This window comes from Parabacteroides sp. AF17-28 (assembly GCF_003479205.1).
Classification (GTDB): domain Bacteria; phylum Bacteroidota; class Bacteroidia; order Bacteroidales; family Tannerellaceae; genus Parabacteroides; species Parabacteroides acidifaciens.
The window spans coordinates 31453-52456 of sequence record NZ_QUGV01000032.1 but is presented as its reverse complement, the minus strand read 5'-3'; the positions used below and the strand labels follow the sequence as shown (position 1 = coordinate 52456).

Annotated in this window: 17 protein-coding genes; 4 read left to right on the top strand and 13 right to left on the bottom strand. The window is 46.3% G+C overall.

Annotated features, from left to right (window positions below; genetic code table 11):
• Positions 1-31 precede the first annotated feature (31 nt).
• The 3 genes from DWW90_RS18245 to DWW90_RS18235 all read right to left on the bottom strand — a co-directional run bounded on the left by DWW90_RS18245 (position 32) and on the right by DWW90_RS18235 (position 4232).
• Positions 32-1087: an endonuclease/exonuclease/phosphatase family protein gene (locus tag DWW90_RS18245; protein WP_233547810.1), complete on the bottom strand. Its 1056-nt coding sequence runs from the start codon at positions 1085-1087 to the stop codon at positions 32-34.
• Positions 1088-1111: 24 nt separating this feature from the next.
• Entirely contained in the window at positions 1112-2587 is a 1476-nt protein-coding gene (locus tag DWW90_RS18240; RefSeq protein ID WP_122346007.1) for a hypothetical protein, read from the bottom strand.
• Between the two features lie 187 nt (positions 2588-2774).
• A complete protein-coding gene (locus tag DWW90_RS18235) occupies positions 2775-4232 on the bottom strand; it encodes an aminoacyl-histidine dipeptidase (RefSeq protein WP_122346006.1) in 1458 nt (485 codons plus the stop codon).
• 147 nt (positions 4233-4379) lie between these two features.
• On the opposite strand from DWW90_RS18235, the gene DWW90_RS20885 reads away from it, so the two are divergent.
• Both DWW90_RS20885 and DWW90_RS18225 read left to right on the top strand, forming a co-directional pair.
• Entirely contained in the window at positions 4380-4598 is a 219-nt protein-coding gene (locus DWW90_RS20885; protein ID WP_115499852.1) for a hypothetical protein, read from the top strand.
• A 27-nt stretch (positions 4599-4625) separates the two neighbouring features.
• Entirely contained in the window at positions 4626-5228 is a 603-nt protein-coding gene (locus tag DWW90_RS18225; protein ID WP_115499851.1) for an OmpH family outer membrane protein, read from the top strand.
• Positions 5229-5306: 78 nt separating this feature from the next.
• On the opposite strand, the gene DWW90_RS18220 is transcribed toward DWW90_RS18225, so the two are convergent.
• From DWW90_RS18220 to DWW90_RS18200, 5 genes are all read right to left on the bottom strand, one after another.
• Positions 5307-6455, bottom strand: coding sequence for a PepSY domain-containing protein (locus tag DWW90_RS18220; RefSeq protein WP_122346005.1), 1149 nt, complete (start codon positions 6453-6455; stop codon positions 5307-5309).
• Positions 6452-7852, bottom strand: a complete 1401-nt coding sequence (locus DWW90_RS18215; RefSeq protein WP_122346004.1) for a DUF4374 domain-containing protein — start codon at positions 7850-7852, stop codon at positions 6452-6454. Before DWW90_RS18215 ends, DWW90_RS18220 begins: the two co-directional genes overlap by 4 nt.
• 39 nt (positions 7853-7891) lie before the next feature.
• The gene (locus DWW90_RS18210; protein WP_122346003.1) at positions 7892-10270 is read right to left on the bottom strand and encodes a TonB-dependent receptor; all 2379 of its coding nucleotides are present in this window, start codon (positions 10268-10270) and stop codon (positions 7892-7894) included.
• A 180-nt stretch (positions 10271-10450) separates the two neighbouring features.
• Positions 10451-10777: a hypothetical protein gene (locus DWW90_RS18205; RefSeq protein ID WP_122346002.1), complete on the bottom strand. Its 327-nt coding sequence runs from the start codon at positions 10775-10777 to the stop codon at positions 10451-10453.
• Positions 10778-11083: a septum formation initiator family protein gene (locus tag DWW90_RS18200; protein WP_115499846.1), complete on the bottom strand. Its 306-nt coding sequence runs from the start codon at positions 11081-11083 to the stop codon at positions 10778-10780. It lies immediately after the preceding gene.
• 70 nt (positions 11084-11153) lie between these two features.
• Between DWW90_RS18200 and DWW90_RS18195 the strand changes: the two genes are divergently transcribed.
• Entirely contained in the window at positions 11154-12965 is a 1812-nt protein-coding gene (locus DWW90_RS18195; protein WP_122346001.1) for a DNA polymerase III subunit gamma/tau, read from the top strand.
• An 85-nt stretch (positions 12966-13050) separates the two neighbouring features.
• Here DWW90_RS18195 and DWW90_RS18190 read toward each other — a convergent pair whose 3' ends face one another.
• The 3 genes from DWW90_RS18190 to queC all read right to left on the bottom strand — a co-directional run bounded on the left by DWW90_RS18190 (position 13051) and on the right by queC (position 15073).
• Positions 13051-13830: a DUF1080 domain-containing protein gene (locus DWW90_RS18190; RefSeq protein WP_115499844.1), complete on the bottom strand. Its 780-nt coding sequence runs from the start codon at positions 13828-13830 to the stop codon at positions 13051-13053.
• Positions 13831-13941: 111 nt separating this feature from the next.
• Positions 13942-14406, bottom strand: coding sequence for a preQ(1) synthase (gene queF, locus DWW90_RS18185; RefSeq protein ID WP_122346000.1), 465 nt, complete (start codon positions 14404-14406; stop codon positions 13942-13944).
• Position 14407: 1 nt separating this feature from the next.
• Entirely contained in the window at positions 14408-15073 is a 666-nt protein-coding gene (gene queC / locus DWW90_RS18180) for a 7-cyano-7-deazaguanine synthase QueC (protein ID WP_122346015.1), read from the bottom strand.
• A 266-nt stretch (positions 15074-15339) separates the two neighbouring features.
• On the opposite strand from queC, the gene DWW90_RS18175 reads away from it, so the two are divergent.
• Positions 15340-16770, top strand: a complete 1431-nt coding sequence (locus DWW90_RS18175; protein WP_122345999.1) for an OmpP1/FadL family transporter — start codon at positions 15340-15342, stop codon at positions 16768-16770.
• Between the two features lie 53 nt (positions 16771-16823).
• Here the strand turns inward: DWW90_RS18175 and DWW90_RS18170 are convergent, their stop codons facing one another.
• Together DWW90_RS18170 and glgP are read right to left on the bottom strand one after the other, a co-directional pair.
• Positions 16824-18146, bottom strand: a complete 1323-nt coding sequence (locus tag DWW90_RS18170) for an ATP-binding protein (protein ID WP_122346014.1) — start codon at positions 18144-18146, stop codon at positions 16824-16826.
• 197 nt (positions 18147-18343) lie between these two features.
• A complete protein-coding gene (gene glgP, locus DWW90_RS18165) occupies positions 18344-20914 on the bottom strand; it encodes an alpha-glucan family phosphorylase (protein ID WP_115499840.1) in 2571 nt (856 codons plus the stop codon).
• Positions 20915-21004: the final 90 nt, after the last annotated feature.

The following is a 21004-nucleotide window of genomic DNA, read 5'->3' as shown; positions in this document are numbered from 1 at the left end:
TGTATTAAGTAAGGAAGACAAAAGTAATAATTTATTTCGATAATAGAAAGTCCGCGATTATAGGCAGGTGGTCGCTGTAGCCGCCTTCGTATTTGAAGCCGTAGTAAGAGCGGAAAGGGCGTTCGCCGCGCCATGTTTTATCTTTGGTGAGCAGGAAGGGCGGTGAGAAGATGCGGGCACTTCCGGGAACGAGGTGCATGGCGGCTGTCGTGTCGGCCAGGGCGGAAGAGATAATGATCTGGTCCAGTTGGCTCCATTCGCCCTGATACTTATGACTGCCCGAAGGATGTGTCTTCCGTTCGGCGAAGAGATTGCACAGGCGGAGAAACGGATGCCTGTCCGTTTGGGATTCGATGCGCATGGAATCCGGAACGGATGCCCATCGGATTGGAAACGGATGCGCATCCAATATTTGCCGGATGCTGATGTCGTCCGGAGTGTCGTTGAAGTCTCCCATGATCAGGATATGCGGAGCAGGGCGAAGGGCATAGACGGAATCGCATAACGACCGTAATGTGCGGGCGGCGTCGAAGCGATCCGGTTCACTCTCTTTCTCTCCTCCGTAGCGGGAGGGAAAATGGCAGACAAAGACGTCGAGACGGTCGCCGGTGAGGACTTCTCCCCATACGTGGAGGATGTTGCGGGTGTGCTTGTGTTGTTTCCGCGTGAAACGGACCGGCTGTTCGGCATGTCCCAAGTAACGGAACTTGTCCCGTTGGTAGAGCAATGCCACGTTGATGCCGCGTGTGTCCTCTCCATGTGTCATGCAATAGCGGTAATGTTGCTGGCGGAGAGGTGTCTGGCGCAACAACCGGACAAGAACGGAGTCATTCTCCACTTCGCAAAGGCCGACCAGCGCCGGAGTGCTCCATTCGCCAGCGGCAGTGATCACTTTTGCCACTTGTTGCAGTTTATGATAAAACCGTCCGCCCGTCCAGTGGCGGTTGCCGGAAGGAAGAAATTCTTCGTCGGCTGTCAGCGGATTGTCTTCCGTGTCGAACAGGTTTTCGACATTATAGCTCATCACCCGGAAATCCGTTTGCCCTTTTGAAGAGATAACGGACAGGAGCAGGATGAAAAACGTCATAGTTAAGATTCTGATCATATCGTTTTATTTTTCATCTTCTTCTTTCGGTACAAACTCATACGCTCCGATATCCGGGCCGTCATTCGTGAGGCGGTTTACGCCGTAGCGGTCCACGGGATATTGTTGCGTGATGAAAATATCGGCTTTGCCTACGCCTAATGTCGTTGCCGAATCCGGGCGGAAGTCGAAACGGTATTTATTCTTTTCACCGCCTTTCAGCCGGTAAGACGGGCTTGTCTTGGTGAACAGTACATCTTTGAACTGGTCGTTATTACTGCCCGATGTCTTGATCACGCAGTGGTTGAACAGGTAGTCGAACGAAGCGATGCCGTCGATAGACAAGTTCAGCTCTCCCTGGTGTTCCTTTTCGCCGGCACTGAAGCTACCGTCGATGATGCAATTGTCGAAAGTCACTTTCAGCGGATACGTTTCTTTTTGCGAATCGACTATTTTATTATTGGTCAGGGTCAGGCAAGGTTGCTCCCTTTTATTCAGTGTCATGAAATTGGCAAGCGTACAATGGACGAAATGATATTCTCCTCCGATCAGGACCACGACACAGTCTTTCGCATTGGTCAGTTCCGTATTGCTGACTTCGATGTTGCAGTTGATCGCGGAGAAGAGGTTCTCGCCCATATTCGTGATTTGGGAGTTGCTCAATTTCAATTTGGATTCTTCCGGAGATGATTTCTCAAATGTGAGGCCGGTTTTTCCGTTCCGTACAATCACGTTGTCCATTATATTATTGTAGCTTTCCGGACGGAAGAAGATGCCTCCCCATTGGGATGGCGTGCGGTCGTAAGGCAAGACGTCGTCCAAAATGAAATCCAGGCGGTCTCCCCGGAACAGGATCGGCTGTTCGCGTGTCCCTTTGGCGAGCAAAGTACCATAGGTGATGATCTTTGCCGCGTCGTGCATATAGAAGATGCATCCCGGGTCTATATTCAGCGTAACGTCGGGAGCTATCATCAGGCTGTCGTAAATCAGATAGGGGCGTTCGGCTGTGAAATGGGTGTCTTGTGTTAATGTTATCCCATTTTTATACAGGTTTACATTTTGTCCGTATGCTTCGAGGCGCACGGACTGTTTGATTCCGTTTGTTATAAAAATCACGGAATCGTCGATCAGCAACGGTTGGTTTGATGCATTTGGATTGACTGTGACTTCAACAAAAACATACAAACTGTCTTGCGCCTGTATTCTTACATCCTGGAAATGGTCGCCTTTACGGCCATCCACATTGATGCGGAAACCGGTCTCTTCACCGCTTGCCAGCATGATTTCGCCGATCATCAACGGTTGGTCGTTACGGTTATAGATCATGAACTCTTTGGTCGCGGAACCTATTGTCGTAAACACCGTATCAAAAGAGAGCGTGTCTGCCGAGAAGCTCAGTTGGTGGTTCGGATTGGTTGAATAGTTTTCGTCCAGCCCGTCGCACGACAACAGGTTGAATACCATTAAAAATAGTATGAGTAACGGAGCGGCTAATCTTTTCATCTTATTCAATTTAATAATGTGGCAATATACCCATTCTGCTTCTACGTGTTGAGATATTGCCTGATTGTCATATTATGTTTTATGAAAACAAATTTATCATAAATAAGTTTTCACGTCTTAACATAAAAAAAGAGGAAAAACATCGGCGAAATGTTAATCCTCTTTTTATAACGGAAAATATACCGTTTTATTTTGCAGGGATGCTCTTTAATAATTCAAGCAGGTGCGACCACCACAAACCTACGGTATCGATCTGTATGCGTTCGTTGGGCGAATGCACGTCGCGAAGTGTCGGACCGAATGAAATCATATCCAGATTCGGATATTTTTCAAGGAACAGGCCGCATTCCAATCCTGCGTGGATCGCCATTATTTTGGCATCTTTATTAAACAGACGTTTGTAAGTCTCCTGGGCCACTTTCAGTATCTTAGAGTCCGGGTTAGGCGCCCATCCGGGATAACCGTCACCGTGGGTAACTACTGCATCTGCCAGTTTGAATACGGATGCTACCTGGTTGGCAATCATGTTCTTGCAGGATTCGATCGAACTGCGCTGGCTTGTTCCTACGATAATCGTATCGTCCGGTCCCATCTTGACAGAGGCCAGGTTGGTAGAGGTTTCAACCAATCCTTCGATATCATGGCTCATGCCGATTACGCCGTGCGGACAGGCGTGCAGAGCCCAGATCACTTTGTCTTTCCATGTGTTGCCGATGCATTTTTCCGGCTGTTCGGTCGATTCCATGGAAATACGAACGTTCGGGTCTACATGCTTCAGCTCGTTTTCGATGTCTGCCGTATAATGGTTGAGCAGGACACGTGCCGTTTCCTTATCATTGGGTGACAAGCCGATTACGGCATGCGCTTCACGGGCGATCGCGTTACGCAGGTTGCCTCCGCTGATCGAGCAGAGTGTGAAATCGACCTGTGCACCTAACAGATACAGATAGCGTACCAGCACTTTATTGGCATTCCCCAATCCTTTATGGATTTCACCTCCGGAGTGTCCGCCGTTCAAGCCTTTCACGTCGATGATGAAATACTGCATGTTCGGATTTGTCGGTTGCGATTCGTAGTGGAAAACTGCCTGCGTGTCTTTACCTCCGGCGCAACCCATAAAGATTTCGCCTTCGTCCTCGCTGTCGAGGTTCAACAGGATGTCACCTGTCATAAAGCCTTTTTCGAGGGCTTTTGCTCCGGTCAGCCCGGTTTCTTCGTCAATCGTGAAGAGGCATTCGATCGGACCGTGTTCGATATCATCGGAAGCAAGGATTGCAAGCTCGGCAGCGACACCGATGCCATTGTCGGCTCCTAACGTCGTCCCGTTGGCACGAAGCCAATCGCCGTCAACGATTGTTTCGATCGGATCGTTGTCGAAATCGTGGGCAGTCCCGTTATTTTTTTCGCATACCATATCCATGTGTGACTGCAGGACTACTGTCGGCAGGCTTTCTTTTCCGGGGGTTGCCGGTTTTGACATTAGGATATTGCCTACGGCATCTTTCTTGATTGCTATTTTATACTGTTTGGCGAATGATTCGAGAAATTCGATCATTTTTCCTTCCTTCTTTGAAGGACGGGGCACTTGTGTTACTTGGTGGAAGAACTTCCAGACGATCTCAGGTTTTAAATCAGTAATCTTCATAATGTTACAATATATTATAGATGCTACTCTATAGTTAATAATACCGCTATAAACAGAGTTCGGTATGAAAAAAAGTACAATTAAATACCAAAAACATACTTTCCAATCACTTAAACTCTTATATTTGCGTCCACAAATATAGAGAAAATGCTTGCAACGTTATTGATTACGGTCATAATTCTTGTTATTTGTGTTGTGTTGCTCAGTGTAAAAGTCCTTTTCAAAAAAGGAGGAAGATTTCCCAATACACATATCGAGGGTAACGCGGCACTAAGGGAAAAGGGTATATGTTGTGCTAAAACCCAGCATAGGCGGGATAGTATGCAGAAGAATCTATATGATAAGATAAAAGAAATAGAAGAATAAAATAAATAAAGATTTAATTTACACTTTATGAAGAACATTAACTACGTAATTAATGGTGTGCTCGCGGTGGCTGTCATAATTTTGTTCGTTATGCAGTTTTCCGGAAAAAAAGAATCCACAGTAACTCCGGCTTTCACAACGGAGGGAGATTCTACTAATTTGCTTCCTGTAGCATATGTAAATGTAGACTCTCTTTTATCAAATTACAATTATTCAAAGGATTTGAATGAACGTATTCTCAAAATGCAGGAAGATTATCGTTTAGATATGACCCAGCGGTCAAATGCTTTACGGACTGAGTTGAATGATTTTCAGCGTAAATATGAAGCAAATGCTTTCCTGACTACGGAAAGAGCTCAACAGGAAGGAAACCGTTTGCAGAAAAAGCAGCAGGAACTTCAGGATTATGCAGCAAAGAAAGAACAGGAGTTGGCAACCAAGCAGATGGAACTGAACGGACAACTTCGCGATACGATCGTTGCACAGTTGACTGCTTACAACCAGACAAAAGGTTACCAGATTATTTTCAGCAATACAATGGGTGACAATATTTTGTTGGCGAACCATGCGTATGATATCACAGCTGAATTTCTTGAAGTGTTGAATAAGAACTATTCTTCCGCCAAGTAAGATATAAAAAAGGCGTTTAAAGCCTGAAACAAAAAAGCCCGGAGTCGTTTCAACTCCGGGCTTTTTTGTTTGTAGGACTTAGGGTATTCTCTTCCTGACTTTCTTTTTGATCCAGAAATAGTAACCTGTTATGGCAAAGACTGCTCCGAGGAATGAGACCAGGCAACTTAATATCCGGGTCGTCATGCCACCCCATGTTCCGGCATGAACGGAGTAGATCCATCCTCTGATCTTCCCTGATTTGGGAAGGTCCTTATACAATTGGATGTCGGTTATCTTTCCGGTAGCCGGATCGAATGAATAACGGTCACTACCTCTTGTATTCCCGTAATTGGCAGTAGAGACTGTTGCCGAGCCTTTCTGGAGCGTAATCGAGTTGTATTTCGGATAACGGCTTTGCAGTTCGGATAAGACTTCATCCCATTGGAGATAATCCGCCTTTTTCTGTTGTCTCCCTTCTCTTTCGGAAGAGTTTGAATGTCCCCGGGCTGGAGCTTCTTTTGACGTAGACGGGGCCGACGCATGAGCCTGCTGTGTCTGGTTTGTGCTGACGCCGAACGTGGTGTAAAATGCATCACGATACCAACCGAACGACCAGGTCAATCCTGTCAACGAAAGGGCAAGCAGGAGCAGGGCTGCATAAAAACCTCCTGAAACATGCAGGTCGTAGAAGAAGCGGAACCAGCCGGTTTTCGTCTTTATTTTCAACCGGTTCTTCAGTACTTTCCTGTTTCGCGGATACCAGATGACAAGTCCGCTGATGATGATGATTGCCAGTGCCAGCGTCGAATAGCCGACAATTGCTTTTCCCCAGGCAAAGCTGCCGTCGCGTTTGTATTCATCGAGCAACCAACGGTGGAGGCGCATCATTTTCATGAAGAATCCTTTGCCATCGTCTATTCCGGTTATTTCTCCCGTATAAGGATTGATAAAGCAAGCTGCTTTTTTTCCGGGTAAGACCAGTTGGCTGGTCCGCTCAGGATCGGCGGAAATCCGTATGCCCGTTATCTTTATGGAGTCGGGCAGCTGTTGCCGGGCTGCATCCATTAATGCAGCCGGCGACAGCGGTTCCCCTTTTACCTCTTTTACGAAATAGCGGGAGGGATAGCAGAGCTCCAGTATCTCCGTTTCAAATACCAGGATCGACCCTGTCAGGCAGACAATCGCAATGATGATACCGAAAGGAATCGATAACCAGAGATGTATTTTTGCAAAGATCTTTTTCATTTCAACTTACCAATACCGGATATTTGAGTTGCTTTTACCGTTACACCCTTCGTTGCACTGGCATTTGCCGGATTGATTTTATAGATAGCCGGGTCTCCGTCGGTCAAGGTCACTGCAATGTAAGCGTTGCCGTTCTCGATATGCGGTGTACTGCCGAAGCCTGAGATCAGGTCTGATGAAGGAAGGCCGGTGACGTAGGTCAGCTTTTTGTCGCCGGCTTTGAATACAGCCAATTGATTTGCCGTATAACCGGTTTCGCTGAAGGGGCGGTCGTACATCAGCAAGAGGAAGTAATCTTCCGTGATATGCCAGCTGCGGAGGAATGATTTTCCGTTGCTTTGCTCTTCGATATTGCAATAATAATCGTCGAAGTCTTCGCTTCCGCTCGGGATGCGGACTACACCGGCCGGCAGTTTGGTTTGCTGGCGCGGATCAGTCATGGTCTTGGCGTATGAGGGAGAGAAGACGTAAATGTCGCCATTGTCAGCTGCCCAGATCATCTGGTAGTATTGAGATTTGAAACGTCCGCAAGCATAGCTGATTTTACCGGTCTTGATGATCTTCTTCGTCGCGAATGTCTCGTCGTTGAAGATTGCCACCCAGCAGGAATCGGGGTATTGTGTCCACAACAATTCGTCTTTTTCGTAGGCGCTGCTGTTTGAGCCTCCGGATTCGGTCTTAACCAGGTCTTCGTTGCCCGGCAAGATCCATTTCCCGTTTTCGTCTTTCGTTCCGTACTGGCTCAATCCCATCGGGACTGCCACGCTGTAAATCTTGCTGTTGTGTTCCAGGATGCCCGCCAGTGTCACATATTCGCCATTACCCAGGAAGTTCTCGGACAGAAAGTTCTTGTCCTTTGTATCGTTGTCTGTCTTTGTCTCGGCTGCCACGTCCAGGCATGAAATTAGGAACGACTGAGGCACATAGCCGTTTTCGTCCGCCCATTCCGTAGGACCGTCGCCCGATGAAAGGGTCATGATATACTTGTCGTAAATGCCGTAGGTTGTGAACCGCTTCACCTTATAGCTCTGTGAACGTGTCTCCAGTTCGCCATCTGCATTCAGGACATACGAACGGGTGTCTCCGGCGTTGCCCTGGTTGTAAGTCAAACCATACAGATACTGATCTTTGTAGAACACCCATTGTGTCGCACCGTCATTGACGAGGCCGTTATTTTGTGTCGTGATCGTTCCTTCGTCTATGCTTTCGGCTGTTAGCAGGACATTGGTCGTATTTCCGGAAGCCGTAACGGAAGCCGGGATGATGAATGCGCTTTGTGCATCGCCAGTTCCCGGTTCCGGGTTTGGTGCCGGAATCTCGTTGTCGCTACAGGAAATAAACATGCCGCCTGCCAACAGGGCAGAGGTGATACCGATGAGTAAATGATTCTTTTTCATCTTGTAAATGTATTTATATTTAGTAATTATGATAATGAATTAATTTCCGAAGTAAACTCTTACTTTGCCGTAGAAAGCACGTCCGGCTCTCTGCAAACTGAAGTTGTCGTACAGGTCTTCATTTGTGAAGTTGCGGCATTCGAATGACAGGTTGTACCGCCCGTTCTGAAGGCTGTAAGAAAGAGACAGGTTATGAGAGAACTGGTTGGGTACCACATAGTCGTTATTTTGTGCTCCGATGGCGGAAGAATAGTAAGTGAAACGATGCAGGTACTGATTGTCGTAGGTAACGGTCAGCACATTGCCCTTTTTCCAGAGGTTACGCCAGTAGAACGATACATCCGAATCCGCAAAGCGGTATGGCAGGTTCGGCATCCGTTCCCCATAGGCCAGGTTTTCGGCACTGCTGGAAATGGAGGTTTTCATCCTGTCGCGCACGTCCATCTGGGTAAAGTTACCTCCGACACTCACCCAATTGGCGAAGTTGTAACGGAGGGAGAGGTTGAAGCCTTTAGTCTCCACTTTGCCGTAGTTGATGTAAGTGGCGGCCTGTTTGCCACCGCTCAGGTCTGTGATGTTGCGCTGGATATAATCTTTTGTATTGCGGTAAACGACGCCTCCTTCCACATATATGGAATGCTTGCCGAATGTTTTGTTGTAGCTCAGGTTGAGGTTTACGTTGTCGCTGTTCTCCGGCCTGATGCCTAACTCGCCCATCTCCAAATCTTCGTCTCCGAACATTTCTTCGATGGTCGGCAGGCGGTAAGCTTTCTCGTAAGACAATTTTGCCTGCAGGCCGGTCAGGATGAAATAAGTTCCGGCCGCCCCGTATCCGAATGAGTTGACGGTACGGCTGTTCCGGATATATTCATCTTGTGCGGAAGAAGTAGCCATCGGACCGGCTACAAACTGGTTGTAATATTTTCCGAATGCGGAGAAGTTCCAGTGTTCGGACGGCATCAACCGGTAAGACAAACCGGATATATTCTTTCGGGTTTCTTTGGCAATGGCACTTTTCATCTCTTCTGCTGCGAGCAGGGAGGTGTTGGAACGGTGGAAGGTGTTCAGCACATGATTGAAGGTGAATGTGTGTATTCTGCCGATCCGGTAATTGAGGGTCATTGTTCCGTTCCAGTTGTTATTGTTTGCCCGTGAGTACTGTCTGGACTGTTCTCCGGCGGAGTTCATCAGATGTTTTTCTCCGCGCCAGTTGTATTCGTAGGAAGAGGTGTCCACATTTGTCGTCAGGTTTTTGTTGTAGTTGGCGGTCAACACCATGTCCAATCCTTTGGTGAACAGGTCGCGCTTACCGTATTCCAATGACGGCATCAGCGAATGACCTTTGCGGTGTTTCCGGCCGTACACGATTTCCTGGCGTACGCCGGTCTGTATGTCCTGGTACATATTCGAGTAGGTAAAACCGAACATCAGGCGGTCCGCCCATTTCTTGTCTACAATGCCTAACTTGCCGATGACAGCCTCGTTGTGATATGTATCGTTGAAACGTTTTACACGCTCTTTCTTGCTTCTGTCGATGCTTCCCGTTTCGAAGTTTTCTACCGGGGCGTTTACGTAATAGTCATTGTCCGAATAGTTCTGGAAAGCATTGATCTCGTAAGTGAAACCGTTTTTGAATGTTTGCCCGAAATTGACATACGATTTATGCGTGTTGAATGAGCCGTAAGAATAGGATGCATCCAGGAACCATCTGTCACGTTTTTTCTTGGTGATGATGTTGATGACACCGCCGATAGCGTCTGTCCCGAATCCTACCGGAACAACACCTTTATATACTTCTATGCGCTCGGCAAAGTTTACAGGAATGTTGTTCAGCCCGAAAGAACTTCCCACACCTTCCTGCGGCACGCCGTCGATAAATATTTTGACATGCTTTCCGCTGAAGCCGTCCAACGTAAGCTGTGTGTCCGAGCCGACACCGCCGGATTCGCGTACTTTCATTCCCGGTGCTTTAGCCAATGCGTCGCTCAAACTCCGGGTTGAGTTTTGCAGCTCTTTGGTGTCAAGCGCCACCGCATTGAAGGCTGAACGTTTCAGGCGGCTAATCCCGTTTGAGACGACGACAACCTCTTCCAACTCTTCTGTCTTAGGTGCGATTGTGATGTTTTGTTTCACTCTTTCACCCTCGATGAGCGTGACTTTTTTCTCCACCGTCTCATATCCGATGGCGGATATAATTAGTGTATAGCTGCCGGCAGGCGCTTTCAGATGGTAGATGCCTTGTTCGTTTGTCGTGACTCCATAGGTGGTGCCTTTCAGATAGACGGTAGCAAAATCTACAATTTCTTTTTCCGTCGATAATACTTTCCCGGAAACCATTGCCCTGTCCTGTGAATAGACAAATGAGGCAGGTAACAAGAGTATGAATAAAAAGGAAATCTTAAGAATCGTTGCTTTCAATTTATAAAGAGTTTTGTATCGTTAATAAAACGATGCAAAGGTCTTTATAAAAGGGAAGCGCATCAATCGCGGATTTTAGGTAATTTTACTTGTCTCTGTAATTATATTTTTGACAGTATTGTAACCATAAGTAGGTATTTTGTGTGGTACGGTCTCTTTTCTCCGGATACAGGAAAACCGTTATTCTTTTTTAGGGGCGACAAATGCTGTGTATAACTGGAGCAGTGCTGAAATGGTCAGGCAGATCACCCATTCTTTCCGTCCGCTGAACATCAGTGCGGAGGCAAATATGCACAACAGTCCGGCAAAGATATTATAACGGTGGAGCCTGCGCCTGCGGAAATCCATCTCTTTAGTCGACATTGTCAGATAGCTGACGGCTATACCTGCAGCTCCTACGGCAAACAGATAAGGTGCGACAACCGGCAGTGCCAGATATAATCCGGCTCCGGCGAGTAACAGGAGGGCGGAGATATTAAAAACGATTGTTCTTGCTTTTTCGTTCATTTACTTATTCTTGATAATATAGACATCCTCGTTTGGCTTCTTCATATAATATTCTTCACGGGCAAAGCGTTCAAGTCCTTCCTTGTCGGTATGCAGGTCGTTCAGCTTTTTGCTGTTGACTTCAATCTCTTTCTGATAATGTTTAATCTCTTTTTCCAGGCTGCGAATCCTTTCATCATAGGTATAACGTTTATACAAGCTGCTGTCGCCCATCGTAAAAGTCAGGGCAAGAAACAGAATCGTTATCAGCCAGTAGGCATTGATTCGAGATAGGTACTTATTATAAAAGTCTTTTATGCGTGACATCGGAATTGCTTTTTGCAAAGGTAAATAAAATTTTATCTGTATCTTTGTCTTATTAATAAAAAAGCAGAGAATGGATAATTATATTGTATCGGCAAGGAAATATCGTCCTTCTACATTCCGTAGCGTGGTGGGACAGAAGTCTTTGACTACTACTCTTAAAAATGCAATACAAAGTAACAAGCTGGCTCATGCCTATCTCTTTTGCGGTCCGCGCGGAGTCGGCAAGACCTCTTGTGCCCGTATCTTTGCCAAGACAATCAACTGTCTGAATCCGACTGCCGACGGAGAGGCCTGCAACGAATGCGAATCGTGCAAGGCTTTTAATGAACAGCGTTCGTATAACATCCATGAACTGGATGCCGCCTCCAATAACTCGGTGGACGATATACGCTCGCTGATTGACCAGGTGCGTATCCCGCCTCCAATCGGAAAATATAAGGTGTTTATCATCGATGAGGTACATATGCTGAGTTCGGCAGCCTTCAATGCGTTTCTGAAGACGCTGGAAGAACCGCCCCACCATGCCTTGTTTATCCTGGCTACGACGGAAAAACATAAAGTCTTGCCAACCATCCTGTCGCGTTGCCAGATATACGACTTTTCGCGTATCTCGATTGCCGATATGGTGGAGCATCTGGAGTATGTCTCTTCTTGTGAAGGAGTGACGGCTGAACCGGAAGCCCTGAATGTGATTGCGCAAAAGGCGGACGGCGGTATGCGCGATGCCTTGTCTATCTTTGACCAGGTTGTCAGCTTTACGAATGGTAACATTACTTATCAGGCGGTGATCGATAACCTGAATGTGCTGGATTACGAGTACTATTTCCGTTTGACGGATGCCATGCTTTCGGGAAATGTCCGTTCCGCCATTCTGATATTGAATGATATTTTAAGCAAAGGCTTCGACGGGCAGAATATTATAACGGGGTTGGCATCGCATTTCCGCGATTTGCTTGTATGCAAGGATGAATCGACTTTGATTTTGTTTGAAGTAGGAGCATCCATACGCGAACGTTATAAGGAAATGGCAAAACGTTGTCCGGACCAACTGTTGTTCAAAGCGATTGAACTGGCTAACACCTGCGACCTGAATTACCGCGCCAGCCGGAATAAACGGCTGTTGCTGGAGTTGACGCTTATCCAACTTTGCCAATTGAGCAGTACCGGACAGCCGGTCGAGGATAAAAAAAAAGGCCTGATTGAACCGATAGCCTCAAACGGGCAAGCTGCTGTCCAGCCGCAATCCCAACAGGCAGCCGGTCAGACTTATACCGTGCAATCGGCTCCCCCTTTGCAGAAGCCCGTACAGTCCCCGCAGGAAATGACAGGAGCTATACCTCGTCAGCAGGTTGTCTCCACCCATGTACCGCTTTCGTCAGCTATTCCGCAAGCGCCTCCCGCCACCGCTCCGAAAAGAGTGGCGCGTCCGCCGCAATTCGGAACATCCATAAAGGAGATAGGAGTGGAGCATCCGAAGGCACAGTCTGCCACACATGTGGAAACTGTCGTGCAAGAGATGCAGAGCCCGTTCAGCCAGGAAGCCCTGGTGCATTATTGGGATGCGTTTGCCGCTTCTATCGATAAGAAAGTCTATCTGAAGAATACGATGATCAACTGCAAACCGGTTTTGCAAGATAATTATTATTTTGAGGTCTGTGTGCACAATCCCGGACAACAGGACGAATTGACGAATAACTGCCTTGATATTTTGAGCTATCTGCGGGGGCAGTTGAAGAATACCCGTATCCAGATGCGTGTCCGTATAGACGAAACGAACCAGAAGCATCTGGCCTACACATCCGCTGAAAAGTATGAGCATTTATTGAGTATAAATCCGGTTTTGGCTAAGCTGAAGGATGAGTTTAATCTGACGCTCGATTAAATAGTTGAAAATTGAAAGGTGAAAGTTTAAAGAGATATTAATATCAATCAAACTTTCACCTTTCACCTTTTAACTTTCACCTGAATTACATTTCCCGGATCCAAACATTACGGAAACTGATCGGTTCGCTCGGGTCTCCGTGTGACTGCAAGCGGATCGGACCTGCACCATGTTTGATAACTTTCGGGAAGCCGACATATTCCGTAGTTCCCAGGATAGTCGTATTATTTTGCAGTACGATACCGTTCTGGATCACTGTTACATGAGGCGGAACGCGGTAAGTTCCGTCTTCCTTGAAGATCGGTGCGGTATAGATAATGTCATATACATTCCATTCACCCGGTTTGCGCATAGCGTTTACCAAAGGAGGAGTCTGTTTGTAAACACTACCGGTTTGTCCGTTTACATACGTTTCGTTGTCGTAGCAATCCAATACCTGGATTTCATACATATCTTGCAGGAAGATACCGCTGTTTCCACGTGCCTGGCTTTTTCCGCTTATGTTTTTCGGAACACACCATTCGATATGCAATTGGAAATTCTCAAATTTTTGTTTTGTCTGGATGTCTCCTTTTTCCTTATTGACTGTAAAAGCTCCGTTCTTTACAGTCCATTCAGCCGGACCGCCTTTCGGTGTTTCCCACGCTGAAAGATCTTTGCCGTCAAATAGAACGATAGCGTCTGAAGGAGCGCTGTTCGTCTTTATGTCACCCGGAGTGACGATTTTCGGTTGCGGTGTCCAGTATTCGGACATACCGGGTCTCATCTTTTCTTGTTCGGGATACTGTTTTTGTGCACTTGCACTGATGCAGGCTGTACAAGCCAAGGCGGCCAGAGCCGTCTTCATTGTAATGCTTTTGTTCATGGTCTAAATATTTTATATGGTTTAGAATTTATTAGTTGCAAATGTATAAAAAACGGCAATACTATAGTTCCCATATTGCCGTTTTTTTATGGAATCATTTAAAAATGTCCTTTATGGCTTATGGTTGAACAACCTTTGTTCGGCTAACTGCTCATATTTTGTACCCGGACGGCCATAGTTGCAATACGGATAGATACTGATACCGCCGCGAGGGGTAAAGATTCCGGTGACCTCGATATATTTCGGGTCCATCAGGCGTATCAAGTCTTTCATGATGATATTGACACAATCTTCATGGAAGGCTCCATGACTGCGGAAACTGAACAGATACAGTTTAAGGCTTTTGCTCTCCACCATTTTCACGTCGGGAATATAGTCGATATAGATCGTGGCAAAGTCCGGTTGTCCCGTGATAGGGCAAAGGCTGGTAAACTCCGGGCAGTTGAAACGTACCCAATAGTCATTCCCTTGATGTTTATTGGTAAAAGCTTCCAACACTTCCGGCGCATAATCTTGCTTGTAGACCGTTGAACCGCCCAAGAGATGCAGTTCGTTTTCTTCTTTTCTTGTATCCATACTATTTACCTTTTCTCTCTATATATTTTTTTAATCCTTCGTTGCGCAATTTGCAGGCAGGGCAATGGCCGCAGCCTTCGGCTACAACGCCATTGTAGCAGGTGAGGGTTTGTGTCCGTACGAGGTCGAATACGCCTAACTGGTCGGAGAGTTCCCATACTTCGCTTTTATCGCGGTTCATCAACGGGGTATGGATTACGAATTGTTCATCCATCGCGAGGTTTAGCGTGACGTTAAGGGAACGCACAAACGTATCGCGGCAATCGGGATATCCGCTGTAGTCGGCTTCCGAAACGCCTGTCACCAGGTTGAAGATCCCTTTGCTGCGTGCCAGGATGGCGGCGAAGGTGAGGAATACCATGTTACGTCCCGGAACGAACGTGTTCGGATAGCTGTCTGCCGGCTTTTCCTGATCCATCGCAATGTCGGTATGGGTCAGCGAGCAGCTCGCATCTAACTGGCTGATCAACGATACATCCAATACTTGGAAGGGAACATGGGCGTCGGCTGCGATCTTTCGTGCAACCTCGATTTCCAGGGAATGTTTTTGTCCGTAAGTAAAACAAACGGCTTCTACGCGGGAAAAATGCTTCTTTGCCCAAAATAGGCAGGTCGTGGAGTCTTGTCCACCTGAGAAGCAGACCAAAGCGGCTTCTTGATGTTTCATATCTTTCTTGTTTTTAGTACGTGGTTTAGCAAGCACACGGAAAAGGAAACGTTCCTTTTCGCTGCAAAGATACTTTATTAATTGAAAATTGAGAATTGAAAATTGAAAATTAGAGGGCAAAAACGGCCTACCGGTTGCACAACTTTTCGGGTTTTGTGCTGCACATTCTTGTTAAAAGTGTGCAGTATTAGAAAAAAGTCTTTATCTTTGCTGCCGTTTATGCCCGGGAAGGCATAATAAATAAAGTATTAACAAATAAAGTTTTTATGAAGAAAGTTATCGCGTTAGCATGTCTTTCCATGCTCCCAATGACGTATTTGGCCGCAGAAGGCTATCAAGTAAATGCACAAAGTACGAAGCAGGCCGGTATGGGACACGTAGGTGTTGCCATGAAGTTGGGTGCGGAAAGCATGCACTTCAATCCTGCCGGATTGGCGTTTATGGAAAATAGTATAGACTTGTCTGCCGGTGTATCAGGCGTTTTTGCTACGGCAAAATATAAATCATTAACAGACGATTATTCTTTTGAAACGGATAATAAGGCCAGTACGCCTTTATATCTATATGCCGGATTTAAGATTTATGATAATCTGGCTGCCGGAGTGATGGTAAACACCCCGTTTGGCAGTGGCATCCATTGGGGAAATGACTGGAGGGGGTCACATCTGATCCAGGATATTTCTTTGAAAGCGTTTAATATACAACCTACGGTTTCTTGGAAAATCATGGATCGCTTGAGTATTGGAGCAGGTCTAATGATGGAGTTTGGTAATATCTCGCTGAATCGTTCACTGATTGCTCCGGGAGCCATGAGTGACTTGGCAAACAAGCTGACGGCTGGTAATCCGGCTTTGGGTGCCATGATCCCTCAGGAGTTGAAACAAATTATGGCTAAATATGACAATATCTCGGCTGTTTCTGTCGGTTTGAAAGGTGATGCCGGTGTACGCTTGGGATATAATGTCGGAGCGATGTTCGATATTAACGAGAAGATTACTATCGGAGCTTCTTATCGTTCAAAGGTGATGGCTCGCGTTAAAGAGGGCGATGTTGCGTTAGATTATGCTAATGAGTTGGAGTTAAAAGGACTGTTACAGAAGGTAAACGGTCTGTTGGGAATGTTACCTCCGGGAACTCCAGGCGTGCCGGAAAAAATTGAAGTACCGGAACTGGATAAAGGAACTTTTTCAGCCGAACTGCCGTTACCGAGTGTCTGGAGTGTAGGGATTACCTATTGTCCGACAAATCGCTGGACGCTTTCCGGTGAGGTTCAGGTAATTGGATGGGGTGCTTATGATGCACTAACGGTTAATTTCAATCCTACGGAAGAGTTAGGCGAATATGATATCAATGCTCCGAAGAAATATAAGAATTCCTGTATTTATCGTATCGGTGGCCAGTTTGCTGCCACCAACCGTCTGGATGTCCGTTTGGGTGTTTACCTGGATGAATCACCGGTTGAAAAGGATTATCTGAATCCGGAAACTCCGAGTATGAATAAGTTGGGGCTGACAGCCGGTTTGAGTTTCCGTCCGTTGACAAACCTGTCTGTGGATGTCGCGTTCTCTTATGTAAGCGGCTTCGATCGTGACGGATCCTATACGGACCTGGACTTGCTGAAACAGCCAAGAACATTCGGTGGCAACTACGATACGGTGGCCTTAATGCCGGCTATCGGACTTTCTTATGCTTTTTAATCGATAAATATTATATCAGTGAAAAAGGGGGGATGCTTTGCAATTCCCCCTTTTTACATATCCTCTAATGAGAGGCATCGTTTTTCGATCTCATATTTAGCCAGAAGTTTGTGTTTGATGTGTTCGACTTTGGTGTCCAGCAGTTCCGGTTTAAAGTTTTTCTTCTGTCTTTTAACTTCGGCTATGACGGCCTTGTTTTTCTCCAGTTTCAAAGCAACGATATCAATCTCATTTTCCCCGTTTTTAACATCCCACCAGGAGCCGATAGCACGGTATTGGAAACTTTCCGCAAACTGTTGCTTGAAATAGAGTTCCAGGATTTTACCCGAATAGGTCGGATAGTCGGCTTTGACGATGGAACGTAGCCCCGTGAAGTTCTTGATCTCTATCAGCGAGCGGTTACGGTCGAAGTAGTTGAACCAGAAGCGGATGAAATTATCCGTAATCTCATAGCGGACGTTCTGTGTCCCTTCTTTTGCCAGAATAGGACGTTGGCGAGCAATAATATTATAGTCTTCAATTAGTCTCTTGAGCTGTCCTCCGATACTTTTGTTTCCTAATGCAGCTTCTATTTCCGGTTGTGTATTGATTCCTCCGGATATGGCGCTCAGGATAGAAAAATACGTAGCGTAATTCTTTCCGAACTCCTCTATCAGCAGGTTTTTTCCTTCGTCGGTAAACGGAGAGTTTTCCCGTATCATGAAATCGATCATTTCCGTTACACTCAATGTTCTGTTGTCGCAGAACAGTTCGATGTACTTAGGGATTCCCCCTGTGAAGGCATAGAGCGCCAGCAGGTCGTCGTTTGTGTATTGGGGCCTGTAATCATGCATGATTTCTTTCAGGGTAGGAAGGTTGAAAGCCGAAAGTCTGATGATATTGTCGGCCCTGCCGAACAACGGTTCTTTAGACTGTTGGAAAATCTTTTGCATCAGGGAATAGACCGAGCCGGAGACAATCAGATTCATCTTCGACTTCAACCGGTATTGGTCCCATATATTCTGTAAGTCGCTATATACGGCTTCATTGATATTATAAAACTCCTGAAACTCGTCGATTACGAGGTTGAACGTTTTGGTCGTAGCCTGTTCCATCAGGAACTGGAAAAGCGAACGGAATGTTTTGATCCCATCCGGAACATAAATGTTTAGCGACTGTGTTATCATAGGAATAAATTCGGTACAAAGCGTCGCCTCATTCTTCCGCCCGACAAACAAATAGACAGTCGGTGTCTCTTCAACAGCCTTCATGATCAGACTCGTTTTCCCAATACGCCTCCTGCCTGTCACTACGGTCAGCCGCGAATGATCCGTGAATGATAAGTCTTGTATGCGCTGTAGCTCAGCTAATTCGTTTGTCCGGTTGTAGAATTTCATATATACATTGTGTTTTGTTACGGTGGTAACAGTTACAGTGGTAACAAAGTTACGGAAGAATATTGGGATTACCAAATAGTACGGGGAGCTGCTATGGAGGTAATTCGGTTTTTTATACTGATTTGATGACATAAACAACAAAAGGTTGTCCCCCTTCCGGAGAACAACCTTTTTTATTTTGGATCGGATCGTTTCGATTATAACTGAATCCAGCGAACGTAAGCGAAGTCCATGCGGTGAGGCAATTCTTTGTTTACAGGGTAAACGCGGAAACCGATTTTGTGGAGACCTGCTTCGCTCGGGTTTGTTTTCAGTTCGAAGAACAGTTTGGAACCTTCTTCTTTTTTCAGTTTGAAATGTTCGACGTACAGCAGTTCCAACTGGTGGGTGTCAGAGTTTTCTTTGGTAACAACCATATCTACACCTAACATGCCTTGCAGTTCGTGGCGGTCGATGACCAGGTTGAATGTGTATTCTTTTCCTACTACCGGACCATCGATAGACAAATCCTGAGAGCTTGTAAACGATTCTACCTGGAAGCTATCCCAATGTTCAACCACTTCTTCTTTCCATGCTGCAAGAGATTTTGCTTCAGCAAAGTCATTTTCGCGCAAGTGGGCGGAACGGGTTGCCAGTTTGTCATAGAAACGGCTGATGTAATCGTCCAACATACGTTTCATTGTATAGTCGGGAGCGATTTCAGACATGGAGTTCTTGATGTACTGGATCCATTCGGGAGAGTATCCCTTACTGTTCTTTGCATAGTAAGTCGGGATGATCTGTGTCTCCAGTGTATGGTAGATTGTTGCAGCATCCAACTGATCCTGGTACTGCTGGTTTTCGTAAGTACGCTTGTCGGTCAAAGCCCAACCTGCACCTTCTTTATAACCTTCATACCACCATCCGTCTAATACGGAGAAGTTCAGAACACCGTTCATTTCTGCCTTTTCACCAGATGTACCGGATGCTTCCAAAGGACGTGTCGGAGTGTTCAACCAAACATCCACACCTGCAATCAGGTGACGGGCCAGACGCATATCGTAGTTTTCCAGGAAAATAATCTTTCCTAAGAATTCCGGACGGCGTGAGATTTCGACAATGTGCTTGATCAAGCCTTGTCCACCACCGTCAGCCGGGTGAGCCTTACCTGTGAATACGAACTGGATCGGGTATTTTTCGTTGTTTACGATCTTAGCCAGACGGTCCAGGTCTGTGAACAACAAGTGAGCACGTTTGTATGTTGCAAAACGGCGTCCGAAACCGATAATCAAAGCGTTCGGATTGATCTTGTCCAAGATGGAAACAACCTTTGCCGGATCGCCCTGGTTTTTCAGCCAGTTACTCTTGTATTGATTCTTGATGTATTCGAACAGTTTGTTCTTCAGTCTCTTGCGGATTTCCCAGATTTCATCGTCCGGTACGTTCTGGATGGCTTCCCAGTATTTCTTGTTAGACTGGTCTTTGAAGAATTTCTTGTCGAAATGTTCTGCGAAGAAACGTTTCCATTCCGTAGAAGCCCATGTCGGCATATGTACGCCGTTTGTCACATATCCTACGTGCAGTTCGTCGGGGAAGTAACCTTTCCATACCGGTGCGAACATACGCTGGGATACTTTTCCGTGCAACCAGCTTACACCGTTTGCTTCCTGGCATGTATTCAATGCGAATACACTCATGGAGAACTTTTCGTTCGATCCCGGGTTTTCACGTCCCATGTCGATAAATTCCTGCCAGCTGATACCTAACTTGCCGGGGAATTCACCCATGTAACGGCCGAACAGACCTTCGTCGAAGTAGTCGTGACCAGCGGGAACCGGAGTGTGAACCGTGTACAGTGCAGAGGCGCGGACAACTTCCAGAGCCTGGTTGAATGTCAGACCGTCGTTCTGGATGAAGTCTACCAAACGCTGTGCGTTGATCAGGGCTGCATGTCCTTCGTTGCAGTGGTAGATCTGTTTTTTGATACCTAACTTGTTCAGCATCAGGATACCACCGATACCCAGCAGGTATTCCTGCTTCATACGGTTTTCCCAGTCGCCGCCATAGAGCTGGTGAGTGATAGAGCGGTCCCATTCGCTATTTTGAGGAATGTCCGTATCCATCAAATATAAAGGAACGCGTCCTACGCTTACTTTCCAGATGTGGGCATAAACGGTACGGCCGGGGTAAGGTACTTCCAGTACCATCGGTTCGCCGTTAGCCTGCATCACCTGTGTAAGAGGCAGTGCGTTGAAATTCTGCGGTTCATAGTTGGCAATCTGCTGTCCGTCCATAGACAGGGATTGGGTAAAATAACCGTAACGGTACAGGAAACCGACAGCAGTCAGGTCGATATTGCTGTCACTGGCTTCTTTCAGGTAGTCACCTGCCAATACGCCCAGACCACCGGAGTAAATCTTCAGAACGTTTGTCAAACCATATTCCATACTGAAATAGGCAACAGACGGTTTCGTCTTGTCCGGCTTAACATTTACATAATCCTTGAATATTGAGTAAGTAGCTTTGATTTCGGCCATCAGGACGTTATCTGCCAGAATTTCCTCAATACGTTTATAGGATAAGCTTTGAAGTAAAAGTACGGGGTTACCTTCTGTAGAGGCCCACAGTTCCGGGTCGATCTTACCGAATAATTTGGCTCCTTCATGGTTCCACACCCACCATAGGTTTGTTGCCATTTCGTATAATGGCTGTAATGGCTCGGGGAGCATAGAATGAGAATAAACATCTTTCCAAATCGGGCTGTTTGCGTTATTCGCTTTGATTTTCATTATTGTGAAGTTTAAAATGTTTCAATTTCAATTTAATATTATAGAATCTCTGATCTTTGTTTAAAACGCTGCAAAGATAGGGATTATCTG